At 56.3% G+C, this 18,206-nt stretch carries 17 protein-coding genes and 1 pseudogene; 5 read left to right on the top strand and 13 right to left on the bottom strand.

The annotated features are described in order from the left end of the window. Window positions 1-102: 102 nt before the first annotated feature. Together ACO6EE_RS09070 and ACO6EE_RS09065 are read right to left on the bottom strand one after the other, a co-directional pair. Complete coding sequence (locus tag ACO6EE_RS09070; protein WP_485960716.1) at window positions 103-1,041, bottom strand: D-2-hydroxyacid dehydrogenase; 939 nt, start codon at window positions 1,039-1,041, stop codon at window positions 103-105. 168 nt (window positions 1,042-1,209) lie between these two features. Next, window positions 1,210-1,322, bottom strand: a pseudogene (locus ACO6EE_RS09065) (IS5/IS1182 family transposase); the annotation flags it as partial. Between the two features lie 101 nt (window positions 1,323-1,423). On the opposite strand from ACO6EE_RS09065, the gene cls reads away from it, so the two are divergent. Further along, window positions 1,424-2,881: a cardiolipin synthase gene (cls, locus tag ACO6EE_RS09060; protein ID WP_485960715.1), complete on the top strand. Its 1,458-nt coding sequence runs from the start codon at window positions 1,424-1,426 to the stop codon at window positions 2,879-2,881. A gap of 276 nt (window positions 2,882-3,157) precedes the next feature. Continuing rightward, window positions 3,158-3,583, top strand: a complete 426-nt coding sequence (locus ACO6EE_RS09055; RefSeq protein WP_485960714.1) for a hypothetical protein — start codon at window positions 3,158-3,160, stop codon at window positions 3,581-3,583. Between the two features lie 124 nt (window positions 3,584-3,707). Here ACO6EE_RS09055 and ACO6EE_RS09050 read toward each other — a convergent pair whose 3' ends face one another. The 4 genes from ACO6EE_RS09050 to gmk all read right to left on the bottom strand — a co-directional run bounded on the left by ACO6EE_RS09050 (window position 3,708) and on the right by gmk (window position 7,539). Then, on the bottom strand, window positions 3,708-3,992 hold the full coding sequence (locus ACO6EE_RS09050) for a DUF3079 domain-containing protein (RefSeq protein WP_485960713.1): 285 nt from the start codon (window positions 3,990-3,992) through the stop codon (window positions 3,708-3,710). 109 nt (window positions 3,993-4,101) lie between these two features. Next, entirely contained in the window at window positions 4,102-6,630 is a 2,529-nt protein-coding gene (locus ACO6EE_RS09045) for a RelA/SpoT family protein (protein ID WP_485960712.1), read from the bottom strand. A gap of 2 nt (window positions 6,631-6,632) precedes the next feature. Beyond that, entirely contained in the window at window positions 6,633-6,839 is a 207-nt protein-coding gene (gene rpoZ / locus ACO6EE_RS09040) for a DNA-directed RNA polymerase subunit omega (protein ID WP_003824851.1), read from the bottom strand. An 85-nt stretch (window positions 6,840-6,924) separates the two neighbouring features. Beyond that, window positions 6,925-7,539 (bottom strand): guanylate kinase, encoded by a 615-nt coding sequence (gene gmk, locus ACO6EE_RS09035; protein ID WP_239683346.1) that lies wholly within the window; start codon window positions 7,537-7,539, stop codon window positions 6,925-6,927. 210 nt (window positions 7,540-7,749) lie between these two features. On the opposite strand from gmk, the gene pyrG reads away from it, so the two are divergent. Next, entirely contained in the window at window positions 7,750-9,381 is a 1,632-nt protein-coding gene (gene pyrG, locus ACO6EE_RS09030) for a CTP synthase (protein ID WP_153708780.1), read from the top strand. A gap of 168 nt (window positions 9,382-9,549) precedes the next feature. After that, window positions 9,550-9,885 (top strand): hypothetical protein, encoded by a 336-nt coding sequence (locus tag ACO6EE_RS09025; protein WP_485960711.1) that lies wholly within the window; start codon window positions 9,550-9,552, stop codon window positions 9,883-9,885. 110 nt (window positions 9,886-9,995) lie between these two features. On the opposite strand, the gene ACO6EE_RS09020 is transcribed toward ACO6EE_RS09025, so the two are convergent. The 5 genes from ACO6EE_RS09020 to ACO6EE_RS09000 form a co-directional block, all read right to left on the bottom strand. Further along, window positions 9,996-11,264, bottom strand: coding sequence for an NRAMP family divalent metal transporter (locus tag ACO6EE_RS09020; RefSeq protein WP_485960710.1), 1,269 nt, complete (start codon window positions 11,262-11,264; stop codon window positions 9,996-9,998). 201 nt (window positions 11,265-11,465) lie between these two features. Beyond that, window positions 11,466-12,455 carry a phosphatidate cytidylyltransferase gene (locus ACO6EE_RS09015; RefSeq protein ID WP_485960709.1) on the bottom strand — a complete coding sequence of 330 codons (990 nt, stop codon included), beginning with the start codon at window positions 12,453-12,455 and terminating at the stop codon, window positions 11,466-11,468. Beyond that, on the bottom strand, window positions 12,452-13,186 hold the full coding sequence (locus ACO6EE_RS09010; RefSeq protein ID WP_485960708.1) for a lysophospholipid acyltransferase family protein: 735 nt from the start codon (window positions 13,184-13,186) through the stop codon (window positions 12,452-12,454). The genes ACO6EE_RS09015 and ACO6EE_RS09010 overlap by 4 nt, the downstream gene beginning before the upstream one ends. 4 nt (window positions 13,187-13,190) lie before the next feature. After that, window positions 13,191-13,571 carry a hypothetical protein gene (locus ACO6EE_RS09005; protein ID WP_485960707.1) on the bottom strand — a complete coding sequence of 127 codons (381 nt, stop codon included), beginning with the start codon at window positions 13,569-13,571 and terminating at the stop codon, window positions 13,191-13,193. Further along, window positions 13,568-14,974 carry a phosphatase PAP2/dual specificity phosphatase family protein gene (locus ACO6EE_RS09000; protein WP_485960706.1) on the bottom strand — a complete coding sequence of 469 codons (1,407 nt, stop codon included), beginning with the start codon at window positions 14,972-14,974 and terminating at the stop codon, window positions 13,568-13,570. Before ACO6EE_RS09000 ends, ACO6EE_RS09005 begins: the two co-directional genes overlap by 4 nt. A 262-nt stretch (window positions 14,975-15,236) precedes the next feature. Between ACO6EE_RS09000 and ACO6EE_RS08995 the strand changes: the two genes are divergently transcribed. After that, on the top strand, window positions 15,237-15,605 hold the full coding sequence (locus ACO6EE_RS08995) for an ACP-like domain-containing protein (RefSeq protein WP_070631124.1): 369 nt from the start codon (window positions 15,237-15,239) through the stop codon (window positions 15,603-15,605). Window positions 15,606-15,653: 48 nt separating this feature from the next. Here the strand turns inward: ACO6EE_RS08995 and ACO6EE_RS08990 are convergent, their stop codons facing one another. Next, window positions 15,654-17,396, bottom strand: coding sequence for a bifunctional alpha/beta hydrolase/class I SAM-dependent methyltransferase (locus ACO6EE_RS08990; protein WP_485960705.1), 1,743 nt, complete (start codon window positions 17,394-17,396; stop codon window positions 15,654-15,656). An 80-nt stretch (window positions 17,397-17,476) separates the two neighbouring features. Next, on the bottom strand, window positions 17,477-18,100 hold the full coding sequence (locus tag ACO6EE_RS08985) for a DUF2238 domain-containing protein (RefSeq protein ID WP_485960704.1): 624 nt from the start codon (window positions 18,098-18,100) through the stop codon (window positions 17,477-17,479). Window positions 18,101-18,206 lie beyond the last annotated feature (106 nt).

Here is an 18,206-nt window from a genome sequence, read left to right as displayed (position 1 = left end):
GGCTTGCGGGGGGGCTTTAGCACCTTTTTTGTTACTTATGCCTTAATTCACTATAAAAGGCTACCTGAAATCTTCAGGTAGCCTGTATCTTGCCCAATCCGTTTACAACGTGTTTTGCGGCCTGCCTTCGGCGAAGGCGGTGATATTGGCTTCGAGGGTTTCGGTCATATTGAGCAGGGCCTCCTGGCTGGCCCAGGCGATGTGCGGGGTAACGATGAGGTTGGGCAGCGGGGCGAGCAGTGGGTTGCCTTGGCGCGGGGGTTCTTGGCTGAGCACGTCGAAACCGGCGCCGCCGAGCCGGCCTTGTTGCAGGGCGTCGAATACGGCTTGTTCGTCGGCGAGGCCGCCGCGGCCGGTGTTGATGAGGATGGCGGTCGGTTTCATCAGGCGCAGCTCGGCTGCGCCGATCATGTGGCGGGTGTGCTCGTTGAGCGGGCAATGCAGGGAAACGGCATCGGCTTGCTGTAAGGCTACCTGAAACGGGGTGTAGCCTTCGCGCACGGCGGCTGCGTGTTTGTGTTCGCCCCAGATGACTTTCATGCCGAAGGCCTGGGCGTAGCCGGCGAGGGTGCGGCCGATGTTGCCGCGACCGAAGATGGCGAGGGTTTTACCGCCGAGGTCGTGCATGGGGGTGTTGAAGTGGACGAATTGGGGAGATTGCTGCCAGGCGCCGGCAGCGATGTCACGCATACAGGTGGGCAAGTGGCGGATGAGGGCGAGCAGCATCATGAAGGCGTGCTGGGCCACGCTTTCGCTGCTGTAGTTGCGCACGTTGCACACGGTAACACCGGCGGCTTTGGCGGCGGCCAGGTCGATGTGGTCGTAGCCGGTGGCGGCCACGGCGATGAGTTTGAGCTGGGGATTGGCGGCGAGGTGTTCGGCGCGGATGGCGACTTTGTTGGTGATGGCGATTTGTGCGCCGGCGAGGTGGACGTTGGTTTGCTCGGGCGCAGTGGCGGGAAATTCGTGTAGGGTGTGGGGGAAGTTGAAAGAGAGCGGGCGGGCAGGAAGGGTGTCGCGGTCGAGGAAGACGATGTGCATGAATGGCTCCTTGGAACAGGGATTATGAAGACGATATGGCCTGCAGGGAGTATAACGCGAAACCAGAGGCGGGCGGGAAGGCTACCTGAAAAGCTGTCGCGGTTGCTTTCAGGTAGCCTTAATTGGCTTTTCAGCGGCCTGTGTGGATTGCATTGACATGGCAATTTATAGTGAATTAAATTTAAACCAGTACAGCGTTGGCTCGCCTTGCCGTAACGTGTGTACTGTCTGCGGCTCGCCGCCTTGTCCTGATTTAAATTTAATCCACTATACCTTTGCCGCAACCCTGCCGCACACGATTCCATTTTGTTGCGGCTATATTTTCAGGTAGCCTTCACAGCGGCTATACTGTTGCCTTTCCCCGGTTTTGGTTTGAAAACATATGAGTTGGTCGAATATTTTCCTGAGCACGCACTTTTTGCTCACGTTGGGCATTGCCCTGCGGGTGATTTACGCCCGCCGCTCGAGCAGTGCGGCGCTGGCTTGGCTCACGCTTCTGTTTGCCTTCCCGTTTGTAGGCGTAGCGGCTTATCTGCTGATCGGCGAGCCGAAACTGGGGCGTTTGCGTGCGGTGCGCCGGGCGGAGCTGCATGCTTTCCACGATGAATTTGCCGACCGTTTCCTGCCGCCAGAAGCGGCGCCGGTGGAGGATATCCGATTCAGCCAGTTGGCGCGTTTCGTGCAGGGCAAGGTGGGCTACGCGCCCACGGGCAGCAACAGCGTTCGCCTGCTGTCCGATACCGACGAGATTTTGCAGGCCTTCGTGGCCGATATTGATGCGGCACAGCATTGCTGCCTGCTGGAGTTTTATATCGTGGAAGGCAGCGGCCGGGTGGAGGCGGTGCTGGATGCGCTGATGCGCGCAGCGGATCGCGGCGTGCGATGCCAGCTTCTGGCCGACTCGCTGGGCAGCCAGGGCTTTTGGCTGTCGGACTGGCCGGAGCGGTTGCGCGAGGCCGGGGTGGAGGTTACCCCCGCCCTGCCCTTCGGGCTGATCAGCTCGCTGTGGGTGCGCGCCGATTTACGCAACCACCGCAAAATCCTGGTGGTAGATTACCGCATTGCCTACACCGGCAGCTACAACCTGGTCGACCCCAAACTCTTCAAGCAGGGCGCGGGCGTGGGCGAATGGGTGGACGCGGTGCTGCGCTGCGAAGGCGTGGCGGCGCAGGAATTGGCGGCGGTGTTCTATGGCGATTGGGCGGTGGAAAACGCGCACAACCTCAATGCTACCCTAGAATACCTCAGCGGCTACCTCAGCAGCACGCCCGAACGCTTCGCCGGCAGCGGCAATGAAATCGTGCAAGTGCTGCCCTCGCACCCGGGCGGCGATACTTCGCTGGTGTACGATGTGTTGGTGAATGCGCTGAACGTGGCGCAGGAGTCCGTAATCATCAGCACACCTTATTTCGTGCCAGACGAAGCCTTGCTCAACACGCTCACCATGACCGCCCAGCGCGGCGTGAAAGTGACCTTAATCCTGCCGCGGCGCAACGATTCGCGTCTGGTGCGCTACGCCAGCAGCGCCTACTACCAGCCGCTTTTGGATGCGGGCGTGAGGCTGAAAATGTATGGCGGCGGCTTGCTGCACACCAAGGCGGTGGTGGTGGACAACTGCTTTGCTTTGTTCGGCACGGTAAACATGGATATGCGCAGTTTCTACCTCAACCTCGAAGTGAGCCTCGCCCTTTATTCGCCCGACACTGTGACTGCCGTGGCTGCGCTGTTGCAAGGCTACCTGAAAGACTGCGAAGAAGTGGAGCTGAAAAAATGGCAGCAGCGCCCGCGCATCCGCCGCTTTGTCGAACGCTGCGTGCGGCTGGTCAGCCCGCTGCTGTAGAAGCAGCCGGCCAAACCATAGCGTTTTAAATCATTACAAATTGGCATCTTTGCCCAAGCTGAAGGCTACCTGAAAACTATTTCATATCATTGGGCTTGGGGAGAAAAAACATTTATGTTAGGATAAACACATTCTTTTATAGTGAATGAAAACCGAGACAAAGCGGTGCGCCGCAGATAGTGCTAAGCAGTGCTAGCACGGTGGATCAACGCAGTGTCGTTTTTTGTTCATTTACTATAGTAGACACTTCCCTTCAACTTTATAAAGGATCCAACCATGAAGAAAACATCCGTATTCGCCGCTTTGATCGCCGCCTTCGCTTTGACCGCTTGCGGTGACAACCCCGCTCCGGCTGCTGCATCTGATGCCTCTGCCGCTTCCGCAGCTTCTGCTCCGGCTGCTTCCGCACCCGCTGCCAGCGATGCTGCTTCTGCTCCGGCTGCCGCTGCATCTGCCGCTGCCGGCGACCACTGGTGTCAGCCTTGGGAAAACAAAATCGAAGAATACCTGGCCAGCGTGAAAGACGAGCAACGTCGCAAAGAATTTGCCGATATCTACGCTCCCCTGCGCCAGAACATGCGCAACATCCAGGAAAACATGATGAAGACCACTCCCGAACAGCGTAAACAGGAGTGCGATGCTTTGATCAGCCAGCTGGAAAAAGACATTGCTGAAGATATCGAAGACGCTAAAAGTGAATAAGCACGATTGCAGCTGTATTGAAAATACCGCCGGAAAGCCCGGCGGTATTTTTGTTGGGTGGAGTGATGGGGAAAAGTTTCAGGTAGCCTTTGTTGCTCTAAAAGGCTACCTGAAAACATGTGGACTAATGCTGCTTGAGCGGCAGTTTGATATGAGGTTTGGCCGGTTTGGAAGGTGCTTCCGGGGTGGGTGCAGGGGCGGCTTTGAGGCCGAGTTCGATTTGCTGCTCATCGCTGAGCAGGTTGCTCCAGTCGCCGTGTTTATACCATTCGGGGCCGTCGGTTTCGATGGGGTGTTGGATGCGTTCGCAGCCGTTGCCGCATTGCAGATCTTCGGTGCGGCAGTATTTGTTGCAGCCCCAGCAGATGCGTTCGGGGTGTTTGGGGAAAATGGGAAATTTTTTGGACATGATGTGTGTCGTTTATTGATATGGTTTAAAGCATGGCGGCGTGGGCTGGAAGCGGGATGCCTGTAGCTGCCGTATTACCTGGTCAGCTACAGGAATAAACATCCCGTTTTCATTGGCGCTGCACTTTGCGCACCTGCGAAATGGCATATAGGGCGCTGATGATTTGCTCCAGCTGCTCGAGGTTGGATATTTGCAGGCGGAAGCTGAATTCGATGAAGCCTTCGCTGTTTTCCTGGGCGGAGCTGAGGGTATCGACCGATTCGATGTCGGCGCCATGCCCGGATACGGCTTGTGCCATGGCGGCGAGCAGGCCGTGGGCGCGTTTGGCAGATACGGTGATGCTGGTGTGGTAGGTTTTCTTTTGCTCGATACCTTCCCAGTTAGCATCCAGTTGTTGCTCGGGCGGGGCTTTGAGGGTGTTGGGGCAGGTGTCGCGGTGGATGATGAGGCCGTGGTCTTTCACGAGCAGGGCTTTGATGCTGTCGCCGGGGATGGGGTGGCAGCAGGAAGCAAGTTGGATGCGGCCGCTGTCGCTGCTGCCCACGCTGATGGGGGCTATTTTCACGCCGTTGCTCTCAGGCTGGCGGCCGTCGATTTCGGCAATGTGCATGGCCACTGATACGGGGGCAAGCCGACCCATGCCCACGTCGTAGAGGATGTCTTCGAAGCTGGTGTTTTTGCGGCTGAGGTCGTCGAGATAGCTTTGCTTGAGGTCTTCAGAGAGTAGGAGCTCTTGGGGCAGCAGGGCGGTGAGGGCGCGTTGCAGCAGCTGCTCGCCCAGGCGCACGGCATCGCCGCGGTCGATGTTTTTGAGTTTGTTGCGGATGGCGCTGCGGGCGCGGCCGGAAATCACGAAGTTGAGCCAGGCCGGATTGGGGCGGGCGGTGTTGGAAGTGATGATTTCCACGCTGTCACCGGTGCGCAGGCGGGTACGCAGGGAAACCATGTTGTTGTTGACCCGGGCGGCAATGCAGCGGTGACCGATGTCGGTGTGTACGGCATAGGCGAAATCCACCGGCGTGGCGCCTTCGGGCAGTACTAGGATTTTGCCTTTCGGCGTGAATACATACACTTCGCGCGGGAATAAATCCACCTTCACGTGCTCAAGGAATTCGATGGCATTATCGCCCTGGGCTTGGAAATCGAGGATGTTTTGTAACCATTGGTGGGTGCGTTGGGCGGCCGGGTCGGTGGCGGGGTTTTTGTAGAGCAGGTGGCTGGCTACGCCTTCTTCGGCCACCTTATCCATTTCGCGGGTGCGGATTTGCACTTCGATGGGCAGGCCGAAGGGGCCGACTAGGGTGGTGTGCAGGCTTTGGTAGCCGTTAGCCTTGGGGATGGCGATGTAGTCTTTGATGTGGCCGGGCTTGGGCTTATAGAGGCTGTGCAGCGCGCCGAGGGCGGCGTAGCAGGCAGGGATGTTGTTGACGATAACGCGGAAGCCGTAAATATCCATCACTTCGGAGAAATGCAGTTTTTTGTCCTGCATTTTCTTGTAGATGCTGTAGAGGTTCTTTTCGCGGCCGCGGATTTTGGCTTCGATGTTGGCGCTCACCAGTCGCTGGCTGAAGGCGCTCAATACTTTGCCCACCACATCGCGGCGGTTGCGGCGACTGGCTTGGCGGGCGCGCTTGAGCACAGCGTAGCGGTTGGGCAGCAGGTATTTGAAGGAGAGGTCTTGCAGCTCGCGGTAGGCATGGTTGAGGCCGATGCGGTTGGCGAGCTGGGCGTAGATTTCCAGCGTTTCGCGGGCGATACGGCGGCGGCTGTCGGGCTTTTTGGCATCCAGCGTGCGCATATTGTGCAGGCGGTCGGAGAGCTTGACGATGATGACGCGGATGTCTTTGGTCATCGCCATGATGAGCTTGCGGAAGCTCTCGGCCTGATGTTCGGCCTGGCTGTCGTATTCGAGTTTTTCCAGCTTGGAGAGGCCGTCCACCATATCGGCAATGGCCTGGCCGAATTCGGCGGCCAGCTCTTCTTTGCTCGTGCCGGTGTCTTCAAGCACGTCGTGCAGCACGCCGGCGCACAGACCTTGGGCGTCGATGTGCCATTCGGCCAGCTGCTGGGCTACGGCCATGGGGTGGGTGATGTAGGGCACGCCGCTGTTGCGGAATTGGTTTTGGTGGGCGCGGATGCCGAAATCGCAGGCGCGGTTGAGCAGGCTTTGGTCTTCGGTTTTCAGGTAGCCTGCGGCGCGCAGCAGGGATTGGCGGCTGCGTTCGACGATGAGGTGGTATACCTCGTTGATTTGCCGGCGGCACTGGGTGAGCTGGGCTTCCTGGCCGGCTTCGGTATCGGTGTGGATATGGGCGACGATTTCGGTGCACACTTCGCCGAATGTGGCCTGCAAAAAGGCAGGGTTAGCCTGTGTGCCGAGGTCTTCCATGGCAATTTGCACCAGCACCGCGCACAGGGCGTGCACGCGCTGTTTTTCCTCGGCCAGCGCGGCGGTGAGGCGGAAGGCGCGTTCGAGCCGCTCGGGCTGCCCCTGCTTGGCGGCGGTGTCGTGAATGTAAACGCAGGCGGCTTCGAGCAAGGCCCAGCGTTCCATTTTTTTCAGGTAGTCTGTTTGGGCAAACAGGTGTTCACGCCAGGCGGCAACGGGGGCGGCATAATCGGCGCTGGGGGCAATCATGGTTACTTGCTGCGGGAGAGGATTTCTTCGCCGATTTGGCCGGCGGCGATTTCGCGCAGGGCGGTTACGGTGGGTTTGTTGTTGCGGATGTCGTCCACCAGCGGCATGGAACCGTTGGCCAGCTGGCGGGCGCGGTAGGCGGCGGCCAGGGTGAGGTTGAAATGGTTGGGGATGCGGGTGATGCAGTCTTCTACGGTAATGCGTGCCATGATGTGTTCCTTATATGTGGTGAATTAATGGGGTAAATGTTTTCAGGTAGCCTGCGGGCAGCCGGAGGCTACCTGAAAAATAAAATTAAGCGTTGTCGCCGCTGCCGAGCAGTTCGTTGAGGAAGGGCGTTTGGTTTTCCAAACGGCAACGCTGGGATTTGATGATGTGCAGCAGGGCGGCTTCGGCGGCGGTGAGGTCGTCGTTCACCACCAAATAGTCGAACAGGCGCGCCTGCTCGATTTCGTTGCGCGCTTCGGCCAGCCGCACGGCAATCACTTGCGGGGCGTCGGCGGCGCGCTGGCGCAGGCGTTGCTCCAAAGTGGCCAAGGAGGGCGGGGCGATGAAGATGCTGTAGGCCTGCGGCAGCAGGCGGCGGATTTGCTCCGCGCCTTGGGTGTCGATTTCGAGGATAACGTCGACGCCTTGGCGGGTGAGGCTTTCCAGGCTTTGGGTGCTGGTGCCGTAGTAGTTGCCGTACACTTTGGCGTATTCCACGAATTGGCCTTCTTCTATCATGCGCTCGAATTCGGGCACGCTGACGAAGTGGTAGTGTTTGCCGTTTTCCTCACCGCGGCGCGGGGCGCGGGTGGTGTGGGAAACGGATACGCGGATGTCGGAATGATGCTGCAGCAGCCGGGCGATCAGCGTGGTTTTGCCTGTGCCTGAGGCGGCGGAAATAACGAAAATATTGCCTTGCATGGTGCGGAAATTTTTTAGTTGAAATTCGGGCGTATTATCGCATAGCATTCAGGGCTTTGAAAGGGCGGCGGATCAGGCTTTGCACTTTGTCGGCGTGTGGTTTTCAGGTAGCCTGCCCGAGCAAGGGCTACCTGAAAGCTGAAAATCCCCGCGCTTTTGCTTTTGCGGGAAACGGGGTAAAATTACGCTTTCCAAATCGGGCATTGCATCATGACCAAATTTATTTTCGTAACCGGCGGCGTGGTATCTTCCTTAGGGAAAGGTATCGCCGCCGCTTCTATTGCCGCCATTCTCGAATCGCGCGGGCTGAACGTTACCATGCTCAAGCTGGACCCGTATATCAACGTGGACCCCGGCACGATGAGCCCCTTCCAGCACGGCGAGGTGTTCGTGACCGAAGACGGCGCGGAAACCGACCTCGACCTCGGCCACTACGAACGTTTCATCGACGCCAAGCTCACCCGCGCCAACAGCTTCAGTGCCGGGCAGGTGTATGAAAACGTGATTGCCAAAGAGCGTCGCGGCGACTATCTGGGCGGCACGGTGCAGGTGATTCCGCACATCACCGACGAAATCAAACGCCGCATCCACGAAGGCGCGGCCAATAAAGACGTGGCCATTGTGGAAATCGGCGGCACGGTGGGCGACATCGAATCGCTGCCGTTTTTGGAAGCCATCCGCCAGATGCGCAGCCAGCTCGGCCGCGCCAACACCCTGTTCGTCCACTTAAGCTACGTTCCCTACATCGCCGCTGCCGGTGAAATCAAAACCAAGCCCACCCAGCATTCGGTGAAAGAATTGCGTGAAATCGGCATCCAGCCCGACGTGCTCATTTGCCGTATGGACAGGCTGCTGCCCGAAGAAGAGCGGCGCAAAATCGCCTTGTTCTGCAACGTGGAAGAGCGTGCCGTAATCGGCTGCTACGATGCCGACAGCATCTATAAAATCCCCGAAATGCTGCACGGCCAGGGTATTGACGATGCCATTTGCGAGCAGCTCCAACTCAATATCCAGCAGGCCGACCTCACCGAATGGCGCAAAATCGTGCATGCCATCGAGCATCCGAAGCACACCGTGCACATTGCCATGGTGGGCAAATATGTGGATCTGACCGAGTCCTACAAATCGCTCAGCGAAGCCTTGAAGCATGCCGGCATCCACACCGAAACCAAAGTGTGCATCACCTATATCGACAGCGAAAATATCGAAACCGAAGGCACCGACTGCCTGAAAAACTTCGATGCCATCCTCGTGCCCGGCGGTTTTGGTGTGCGCGGTGTGGAAGGCAAAATCGCTGCCGCCCGCTATGCCCGCGAAAACAAAGTGCCCTATTTGGGCATCTGCCTCGGTATGCAGATTGCGCTTATCGAGTTTGCCCGCCACATGGCCGGCATGGAAGGCGCTAATTCCACCGAATTCGATTTGAAAACGCCCTATCCCGTGGTGGCGCTGATTGATGAATGGCAAACCGCCGACGGCGCGGTGGAAAAGCGCGACGAACACGCCGATTTGGGCGGCACCATGCGCTTGGGCGCGCAGGAAGTGGAGCTCACCGCCGGCAGCCTGGCCGCCGCCATCTACGGCAGCACTAATATCAAAGAACGCCACCGCCACCGCTATGAAGTAAACAACCATTTCGTACCGGCGCTGGAAAAGGCCGGGCTGGTGATCAGCGGCGTATCCGGCGGGCGCGAACGTTTGGTGGAAACCATTGAGCTGCCGCAGGGCACGCATCCTTGGTTCTTCGCCAGCCAGTTCCACCCCGAATTCACTTCCACGCCGCGCAAAGGGCATCCGCTGTTCACCTCATTTGTGAAAGCTGCCTTGCAGCATAAAGAATAAGTAAGATTGGTATGCCAGAGGCTACCTGAAAAACCGGTTGCAAACGCAGCCGAACTTTTCAGGTAGCCTTTTGTTTGGGCGGCAGGCTGAGCAATGTGATGCCAATGATTGGCTATGCACAGATAATGGGTAGGCTTGCCACTATTTGCAGCAATCAGGAAAAAACACATGACCGAGCCAGAGTTGTTACGGCGTTTTGACCAAGCATTAACCGATATTGCCCAACTCGCCGAAGCGATTGGGGAGCAACATTGGAAGCAGGCTTTTTTCGATCGGGCACTGCAGACCTTGGTAAACGAATCCCTACCGGCACACGAACGCTTGCAGCTGGCGTGCGAACAAACCCATGTGTTCGGCGGCATGGACTCTTGGAACGATTCCCCGCCGTTTTCCGCAGCTGAGCATGGTCTGCTTAATGAATTTGAAACGGCTACCGCGGTGCTGTATGAAATACGTTCGTTGGCCATGGTGCACTTGAGGCGTAAGAGCGGGAAGCGGGGGTAGGGCGTATGCTTGGTGGTGTACGCTCTGATGTAGAACCCATTATAGGGATATGAATTTGAATAAAGGCTACCTGAAAATTTTCAGGTAGCCTTTTGCTTGGCAGATGATGTTTACTTCAGCGGATCCAACAGACCGCTCAAGTTCAGTAGGAACAGCAGGGTGAATCCGGTGAGGTAGATCAGGCCAATGATGGCGAGGAAGTTCATGCCGGCGGTGAGCTTGTGGCGCTTGTCGCCTTTCACGAGGCGGTAGTTGAGCCAGGCAAACACGGGGGCAGAGAGGAAGGCGGTGATCATGGCGAATTTGAGCAGCTCGGCCATGGCGCTATTAAACCAGAAAATCACGGCCAATCCGGAGCCGGCCACCCAAGTATTCCAGGCAAAGAGCTCGATATTGCCGGTTTTGTCTTTGCCGCGCAGCAGGCGGATGGGCTCGGCGATGGCGCGTGCGTAGCCGTCTACCACGGTAATGGTGGTGCCATACATGCAGGCGAAGGCGATGAAGGCCACCAGCGGTTTCGACCAGCTGCCAATGGTAACGGCATACATATTGATCAGTTGGCTCACATATTTGCCGCCTGCCATCTGCACTTCTTCGCCGTTGCCGTATTGCACATATGCGCCCAAAGCAAGAAACACCACGGCCAGCACCGCGCTGGTGATGTAGCCGACGTTGAAGTCGAAAATGCCGTCGCGGTAGCTGGAAGGATTGAGCCGTTGTTTTTCGGTTACCCACAGCGAATTGATGGCCGAAATTTCAATCGGTGCCGGCATCCAGCCCATCAGTGCGATGAGGAAACCTAAGGCGGTGAATGTCCACGGAGTAGGCTCGATAAAGTCCGGCTTCATCTGCATGCCGCGCGACATAGCGATGGCGGCGGCGGCCACGGTGGCGATGGTGAGGCTCACGATGATGATTTTGGAAACATTATCCAAAGCCTTGTAGCGCCCGCTGGCCAGGATAATCAGGCAGGAAGCCATAATCAGCGCGGAGATTGCGCCTACATCCAATGTTAGCGAAGGAATCGCCATTTTGACGATGGCGGCGGTTACGATGGCTACCGCGCCGGCGTTAATCGTGGCCGATGCCACACACAAAATCAGAAACACCCACAAATAAAAGCGGCTTTTCTCGGCATAGCCTTCAATCAGGCTTTTGCCCATGTCCAGCGTGTAGTGTGCGCTGAAGCGGAAAAACGGATATTTAAACAGATTGGTGAGGATAATGATCAGCGCCAGCTGCCAGCCGTAGAGTGCGCCGGCTTGGGTAGAGGCAATCAGATGTGAGCCGCCCACCGCTGCCGAAGCCATCATGATTCCGGGGCCCAGCGCGTTGATGCGGCTTTTCCAAGTTGAAGTGTGTGTGTGGTGTTCAGACATAAAATTCCCGCCCAGTGGGGGCATCCTTCAAGAAAAAAAGGCGCATTTTAACGTAAATCAAAACGCGCCCTAATAAATATTCGGCTATTTTATATTTGATTGTCTCAAAATCATTCTGTTTCAAGCAGAAATGGGTTTGTTGCAAGCATAATGTGCCGTGAAACTTTTTTCAGGTAGCCTGGTATCGCTTTTTACTTGCCGTTAGCCGTGCCAGTAGTAGCGGACGATGTGGAAGAAAATCGGTGCGGCAAAGCAGATGGAATCCACGCGGTCGAGCATGCCGCCATGGCCGCGGATCATGTTGCCCCAGTCTTTCACGCCGTAGTCGCGCTTGATGGCCGACATCACCAGCCCTCCGAAGAAACCCATCAGGCAGATGGTGAAACCGATGGCGGCAGCCTGGCCGTGGCTAAACGGGGTAATCGGCGACATCAATGCGGCAAGCGCGGTGGCAGACAAAATGCCGCCCACCGTGCCGGATATGGTTTTCGACGGGGAAAGCGAGGGCATGATTTTGGCGCCGCCCACCAGCTTGCCCCAAACGTATTGCAACACGTCTGACGCCTGCACCACGCCGATCAGGAAAATCAGCAACAAGATATTGCCGCGGCTGTCGAAGCCGTCTAAGTTTAGGAACATCAGGGCAGGCACATGGGAGAGGCAGAAGATGCAGATCATCGCCATCCATTGCGTTTTGGCGGCGCGCTCGAGGAAATGGGCGGTTTGGCCGCTCAGGCTGGCAATAATCGGCAACACCAAAAAACCATAAACAGGGATGAAAATGCTGAACATGCCGTACCAACCGTCATAAACAAAATAATATTGCACCGGCAGCAGCAGGTAGAAGCAGGTTACCATGCTGTAGTAATCGCTACGGCGGCGATAAACAAGGGTCATGAATTCGCGCAGGGCGGCGAACGAAATCAGGAAAAACAATACCACCGTACCGGTTTTGCCAAACCAAAATGCGGCCAGTAGCACCAGCGTCATCAGCCACCAAGCGTAGATGCGGGCATTGAGGTTGGCGATAGTGGCATTGCCTGCGCCGTTTTTGCGTTTCAGCCATTGCCCGATGATGCTGGCAAAAATCAATACGGCAAATACGCCGGTGAAGATATAGCCTGCTTGCGGGGTCAGATGGGCGGCGGTTTGTTCGGTAATAATTTGGCTGGATGTGTTGGCAAAGCTCATGATACTTCTCCTGTATTTTGGTGCGGTTCAGCGTGTTCGTTTGGATGCACCTTGTTGCCCGCATTCGGGCGAAGCTCGCTCCGTTCGCTTTCAGACGGTTTTAAGGCCAGCAAGGCTTCGCGGGTGCGTGTCAGGAATGTGTCTTTGTCTTCATCTTCGCGCAGGATCAGCGGTTCGCCGATGTGGACTTCACACAACAGCGGCACGGGCAGCACTTTGCCTTTGGGCAGGACGCGGTTGATGTTGTCTATCCATATTGGCACAAATTCGGTATCCGGTTTACTTTTGGCCAGATGATAAATGCCTGATTTGAATGGAAGCAGGATTTCGTTTTCGTCCGTGTTGCGCGTGCCTTCGGGGAAGATAATCAGCGAATCGCCCGCTTGGAGCGCATGGTTCATTTGCTCGGTAATCAACTGCGGATTATCGCTGTGGCGCGGAATCAAGAGCGCGTTGAAGACGTTTTGGATGATGAAGCGTTTGAGTTTGTTGGTCAGCCAGTAATCCGAGCCGGCCACGGGGCGCGCGGAAAGCCGCCAGCGTCTCGGCAGGGAAATCCACACCAGCAAGAAATCGCCGTGGCTGCCGTGATTGGCGTAATACACTTTCTGCTGCGGATCGAACGCCAGCTCGTGCGGGCTTTTGGGTTGGACCCCGGTGAGGAAGGATACCGACAGATACAATGCTTGGTCGGTTAGCCAGGCAAGTTGTTTTTTAAGAAAGTTTTTCATGGCATCAGAGGAGTTGGGTCAGGAATATTGATGATTGTGCAGCGGTTAGATACAAGCTTTTGCGCCATAAGGCGAGTGCGCCCGATACACGTTGCGGCATATCACGGCTGTCTGCAATGCGGCGTAAGCCGATTTGCCGTAAAGTTTGGTCGAAGACTTCGGGCGTGTAGCGGTCGTCGGCGAAATCTTGAAACACGCGGCGGTCGAACTCGATGCGGATGTGGCAGTATAACAGCGCTGCGGCCAAAATCAGCTGTACCACCGCCCACGCGCCGCCCTGTTGTGCCGACAAAGCCAGCAGCAAGGCATTGAATGCGGCGGTATAGCGGGAAGTGGAGAGCAGGCGGGCGGTAACTAGGCTGTCGGTTGCTGGTGTCTTGTTCATGGGTTTCCCTTTTGATCTGCGCCGAAGTTTTTCAGGTAGCCTGCTGCCGCTTCTACTGCCTTGGCCGTTTCCGGCGGTAGCACCATCTGCGGGCGGGCCTGTTTCAGTTCTGCCGTTGCCTGCGCCAAATCCCGGCAGCCGCCGTAAACCAGCAGCCAAGTAAGTACCATCGCCGCGCTGCGCCCGTAGCCAAGCGCGCAACAGGTCAGAACCTTGCCGTGTTGCCGGCGCAATGCTTCCAGCAGCAAAGCCGCCTGCACCAAATCGTTTTCAGACGGCGCGACCATGTCCAGCATCGGCAGCGCACGGTATGCGCCGTGATAACGAGGGCGGGGATATTCGGCGCACACGTCCAATATGGCAGGGCAGTCATCTGAAACCGCCAATATGCTGCCAACCAACACATCTTCGCGTACCCGCGCCGTCTTCGCTTTTCCACGCAGCCAATAAGCCATATTCAACCGCACACCTGCCAGATAAGGCAGCAGCAAAATTGTTGCTGCTGCCGATAAGCTGCCGTCTGCCTGTTTTTGGAACACCGACGCGTTACCGGTCAAATAGGCGAAAGCGGCCACCAATAACGATATGCTAACCCACAAAATCCACAGCCACGCACCGCCGAGTAGGGCAGGCAGAGCCGACAATACCGCGCCGGCGAGATACAGCATGGCGATTTTGATTTTGCGGGAACGTGTTTCGGGAGAAGTTTTAGCTTTATCGGAACTCAACCGTACTTTGCAAGATGCCGTTTTCAGGTAGCCTGTTTGCCCGTCCGGCGCTACTGCAGGCAGATTTCGCCACCTAAAAGGCGGGACGCTGCGTTGCGGTATGGCCCATAGCACCAGCCAGCCCAGCAGCGCACCGGTCGGTACGTCGATAAAATGGTGTTGGTAAGTCGTCAACACCGACAAGGCAATCAGGCTTTGCCACAACAACAGCGGCACACGGATTTTGGGGAAGCGCACCCAATAAAACGCGCCGACAATAACTGCCAGTGCAATATGCAGCGACGGCGCTTGGTTGTATGGCAAATCAAACGCGACCAGCGAATCAAATAGCCAGCCAGACAGCCCGCTGGTGGGCGGCTTCGGCCAGCTGAAATGTAGCGGAAACAGCATGAAGCAAACAGTGGCGACGATTTGTGCCACCACCAGCCGTGCGATGTAGCGGTTTTGTTCGCCCGCATCTCGACAAAGGAAAAATGCCGCCGCATACATCAGATTCAACGACCAATACGGCACAATCGTCCACGCCCAAAACGGAATGCCGTACTCCCACGCAAAAGCGATTTCCGGCACATAGGCCAGCGATGCCGCGTAATGGTTGGACAGGCCGTAGCTGGTGTAGAACAGTACGCCGACCAAAGTAAGCTTAAGTAGAGAGGCTTTCAGGGTGGGTTTCATAGCGGGAATTGTAAACGTTCGGTGCAAATCAGATAAAATCCGCTTTCAATACAAGGCATGCTGATGTGGTGGCAGAAAGTAAGTTAAATTTCCATATCGGAAGCATAATATTATTTTACTATGATGTTAGTTGCATATTCTTGCCGGAGGAATACAATAGCGCCCGCTGCCAGGCAGATTATTCATTTGCATCAGAGCAGCTCGGGCAGCTTTGAGGCTACCTGAAAAATTTCTTGATGCTCAATTAGGAGTCATAACCATTATGAAACTATTATCTGTTGTTACTGCGGCTGCGCTGGCTGCCGTTTCCCTGAGTGCTGCGGCTGCACCCGCCGGCATGGTTTCTTATTCTTGCGACAACGGCAAACAGTTGAACGTGCTGTATGAGTTCAACCGCCAAGGCAAGCCGGTAAGTGCTGCGGTTAATGCCGCCGGTACGCAGGTAAACTTGGCTTATAACAGAAGACAGTCCGACAGCACCGGTACTACCTTTACCAACCGTCGCGGCTACTCTCTGTCTGCCGGCTACATCGACAAAAACACCCACACCACTTCCGACGTGGTGGGCTTGACCGCTCCTGGCGGCCGTTTCGTGGTGAAGAACTGCTCACCTGTGAACGCCAACAACTAAGATTTTTTGATAAAAAGCCGTCTGATTTTCAGGCGGCCTTTTCTTATTTTATTTTTTCACCGCCAGGCTCACGGTGAAAATACCGTATTCGTCTATCCATTGGCGGATTTTTTCAAAACCGGCTTGCTCAACCAGCTGATCCATTTCCCGCTGGCTGCGGCGGCGCATTACCCAGTTCGGACTGCCTGCTTTGTGGCTGGTCAGTGCGCGGGCAATCATTTCGAGCTGCGGATGCCACGGCTGTCCGGTGTAAATCAGGTAACCTCCTGTTTCAATCGCATCGCCGAAGCCGTAGAGCGAGTTCAAAATCAAATCGTTGTCGGCAAACAATTCATGCAGGCCGGAAACGATGCCCAGCGTAGGACGGGGCTGCAAATCCTGATAGTTGGCACGGTCGTAGGCATTGACTTCGTCGAAGGTAACCGTGTCTTGCAGGCCGCGTTCGGCAATCAGCTTACGTCCGGCTTCAACGTTAATCGGGCTGTAATCGCGCAAACGCACAGAATCGGGCAACTTGTCGGCAGTCAGCGCGTCGAGCACATAGCGTCCATGCCCCGAGGCAATATCGAGAACATGTACGGGTTTGCCCGCTTCGCGCAGCTTGGCAGAGGCCGTCTGAATCGCTTTGCCGATATTGATTTTACGTTGGCGGATGCCGCGCCAGCCGATGGCGTTGAGATAGTGTTTGTCCACCGCCACACCAAAGGCGTTGCTGCCCTGCGGCTGGTTGCGGTACACATAATCCAGCGTGCTGCCTGAGTCGTAGCCGGTTTCCTTGCCGATTTTCAAACCTTCGCTCCAGCGCGCGCCAAGGTCGAGGGAGGCACGGTAAACTGCCCAAAATGCACCGTGCGGCGAACAAATAGACAAAGGTGTTGCCAATTCGTCGGCTTCGCGACGGCTTTCGCCATGCAGGTGGGCTTGGGTCAGATCAACCGGTAGGGGTGGGTTGTCGAAACGTTGGCGGATAAAGCGGCGCATTTCGACAAAGGCGATTTCACGGTTTTGCTCGCCCAATGTGTCGTGATAGAAACCATCCAGAACATGGCGTTCTTTGATGCGGCTGCCCAAACGGTTGTAGAAATCGTGTTGCGGTTTGTGATGAACCACCCAGTCGCTGCCCGAAATCAAAAGCTGCATGGGCGTGGTAATTGCCTGCGCGTCGGCGACCACGCGTTCGGCGGCTTCGTACAAACCGAGCAGGATGCGCACGGAAATGGCGCGGGCGATGAGCGGATCGTTGTCGTAGCTGGTTTGGCGCTCTTGGTTGTGCGTCAGGTAATGGGCTTTGACGTAGCTGTTGACAAAGAAATTGCCACGCCATTTCTGCATGATTTTCAGGCCGGTGCGGGCAAAAGGGACGTAGAGTTTGACTTTGAATGCGGGCGATGCCAATACGGCGCAGCGGATTTTCGGCGCGTAGTCGTGCAGCCAAGTGGAAACCAATACCGCGCCAACGCTTTGCGCGATCACGCAAATGTTTTCGGGCTTGATGCCGTATTCGCTTTGGATGTGACGGATAAAGTCGTCCACATCGGCAACGGAAGTGCCGATACTGGGACTGTCGCCGCGTTCGCCGGGGCTGTGGCCATGACCACGCGCGTCCCATGCGAAATAGGCAAAATCGTCGAAACCGAGTTCGTCGGCAACAAACATCATCCGGTCGGAATGCTCGTGGCCGCGATGGAACAGCACGATGGCTTTATCGGCCGAACCGTCGGCAGCGGGGCGGTAGCGGTAGAAAAGTTCGGTGCCGTCTTGGGTGGCGAAGTGTTTTTGCTGTTCCTGCATATGTGTACTCCTTGGTGAGATACATTTTAAAGAGGCTACCTGAAAAGCGGTTTGATGCGTTTTCAGGTAGCCTTTAACAGTTAAGATTGGCTGCCCAAACGTTTGTCCGGGCGGGTGAACAGGAAGACGAATAAGGAAGTGAGCGCGCCCAGCGTGTCGGAGAGCATGTCTTTTTGCGCGTCCCAAATATCGCCTTGTGAGCCGAGCACTTCTATGCCGGCCTGGCCGCCGTCAATCACGGCATATTGCCATTCGATGATTTCGTAAGCCGCCGCCACGCTCATGATGAAGAACAGGGAAAAGAACAAGGCAATCGGCACACGGCAGAGTTTGCGGCGCAGCAGCCATTCGGCCATCGGATAGGCGTAAAAGCCGATAATGTAGTGGCCGACGCGGTCGAAATGGTTGCGCCCTTCGCCTAAAAATGGAGCAAGCAGGCGGTTGGCCCAATCGAAGGGCACGTCGGCGAAGGTGTAGTGTGCGCCAATGGTGTGCATAATCAGCCAGAAACTCATGAATACATAAGCTAAATTGCTGAAACGGAAGCAGCGGTAAGTGGCAATGAGCGCGATAAATACGGCGGACACGGGGATGATTTCGGCATACCAAACGGCGCGGTCGGACGGGTTGATGCCCGACCAGATGATGAGTGCGGCGATGAAAACGGCGAGGAAGAGGGGGATGATGGGGAAGGATTTTTGCATAGGGTTGATATGTGGGGATAAATGTTGATCGATTTTATAGTAGATTAACAAAAATCAGGACAAGGCGGCGAGCCGCAGACAGTACAAATAGTACGGCAAGGCGAGA

This window comes from Eikenella sp. (assembly GCF_057315495.1).
Note: the sequence above shows the minus strand (reverse complement) of the source record. Positions and strands in the feature narration are given on the sequence as shown.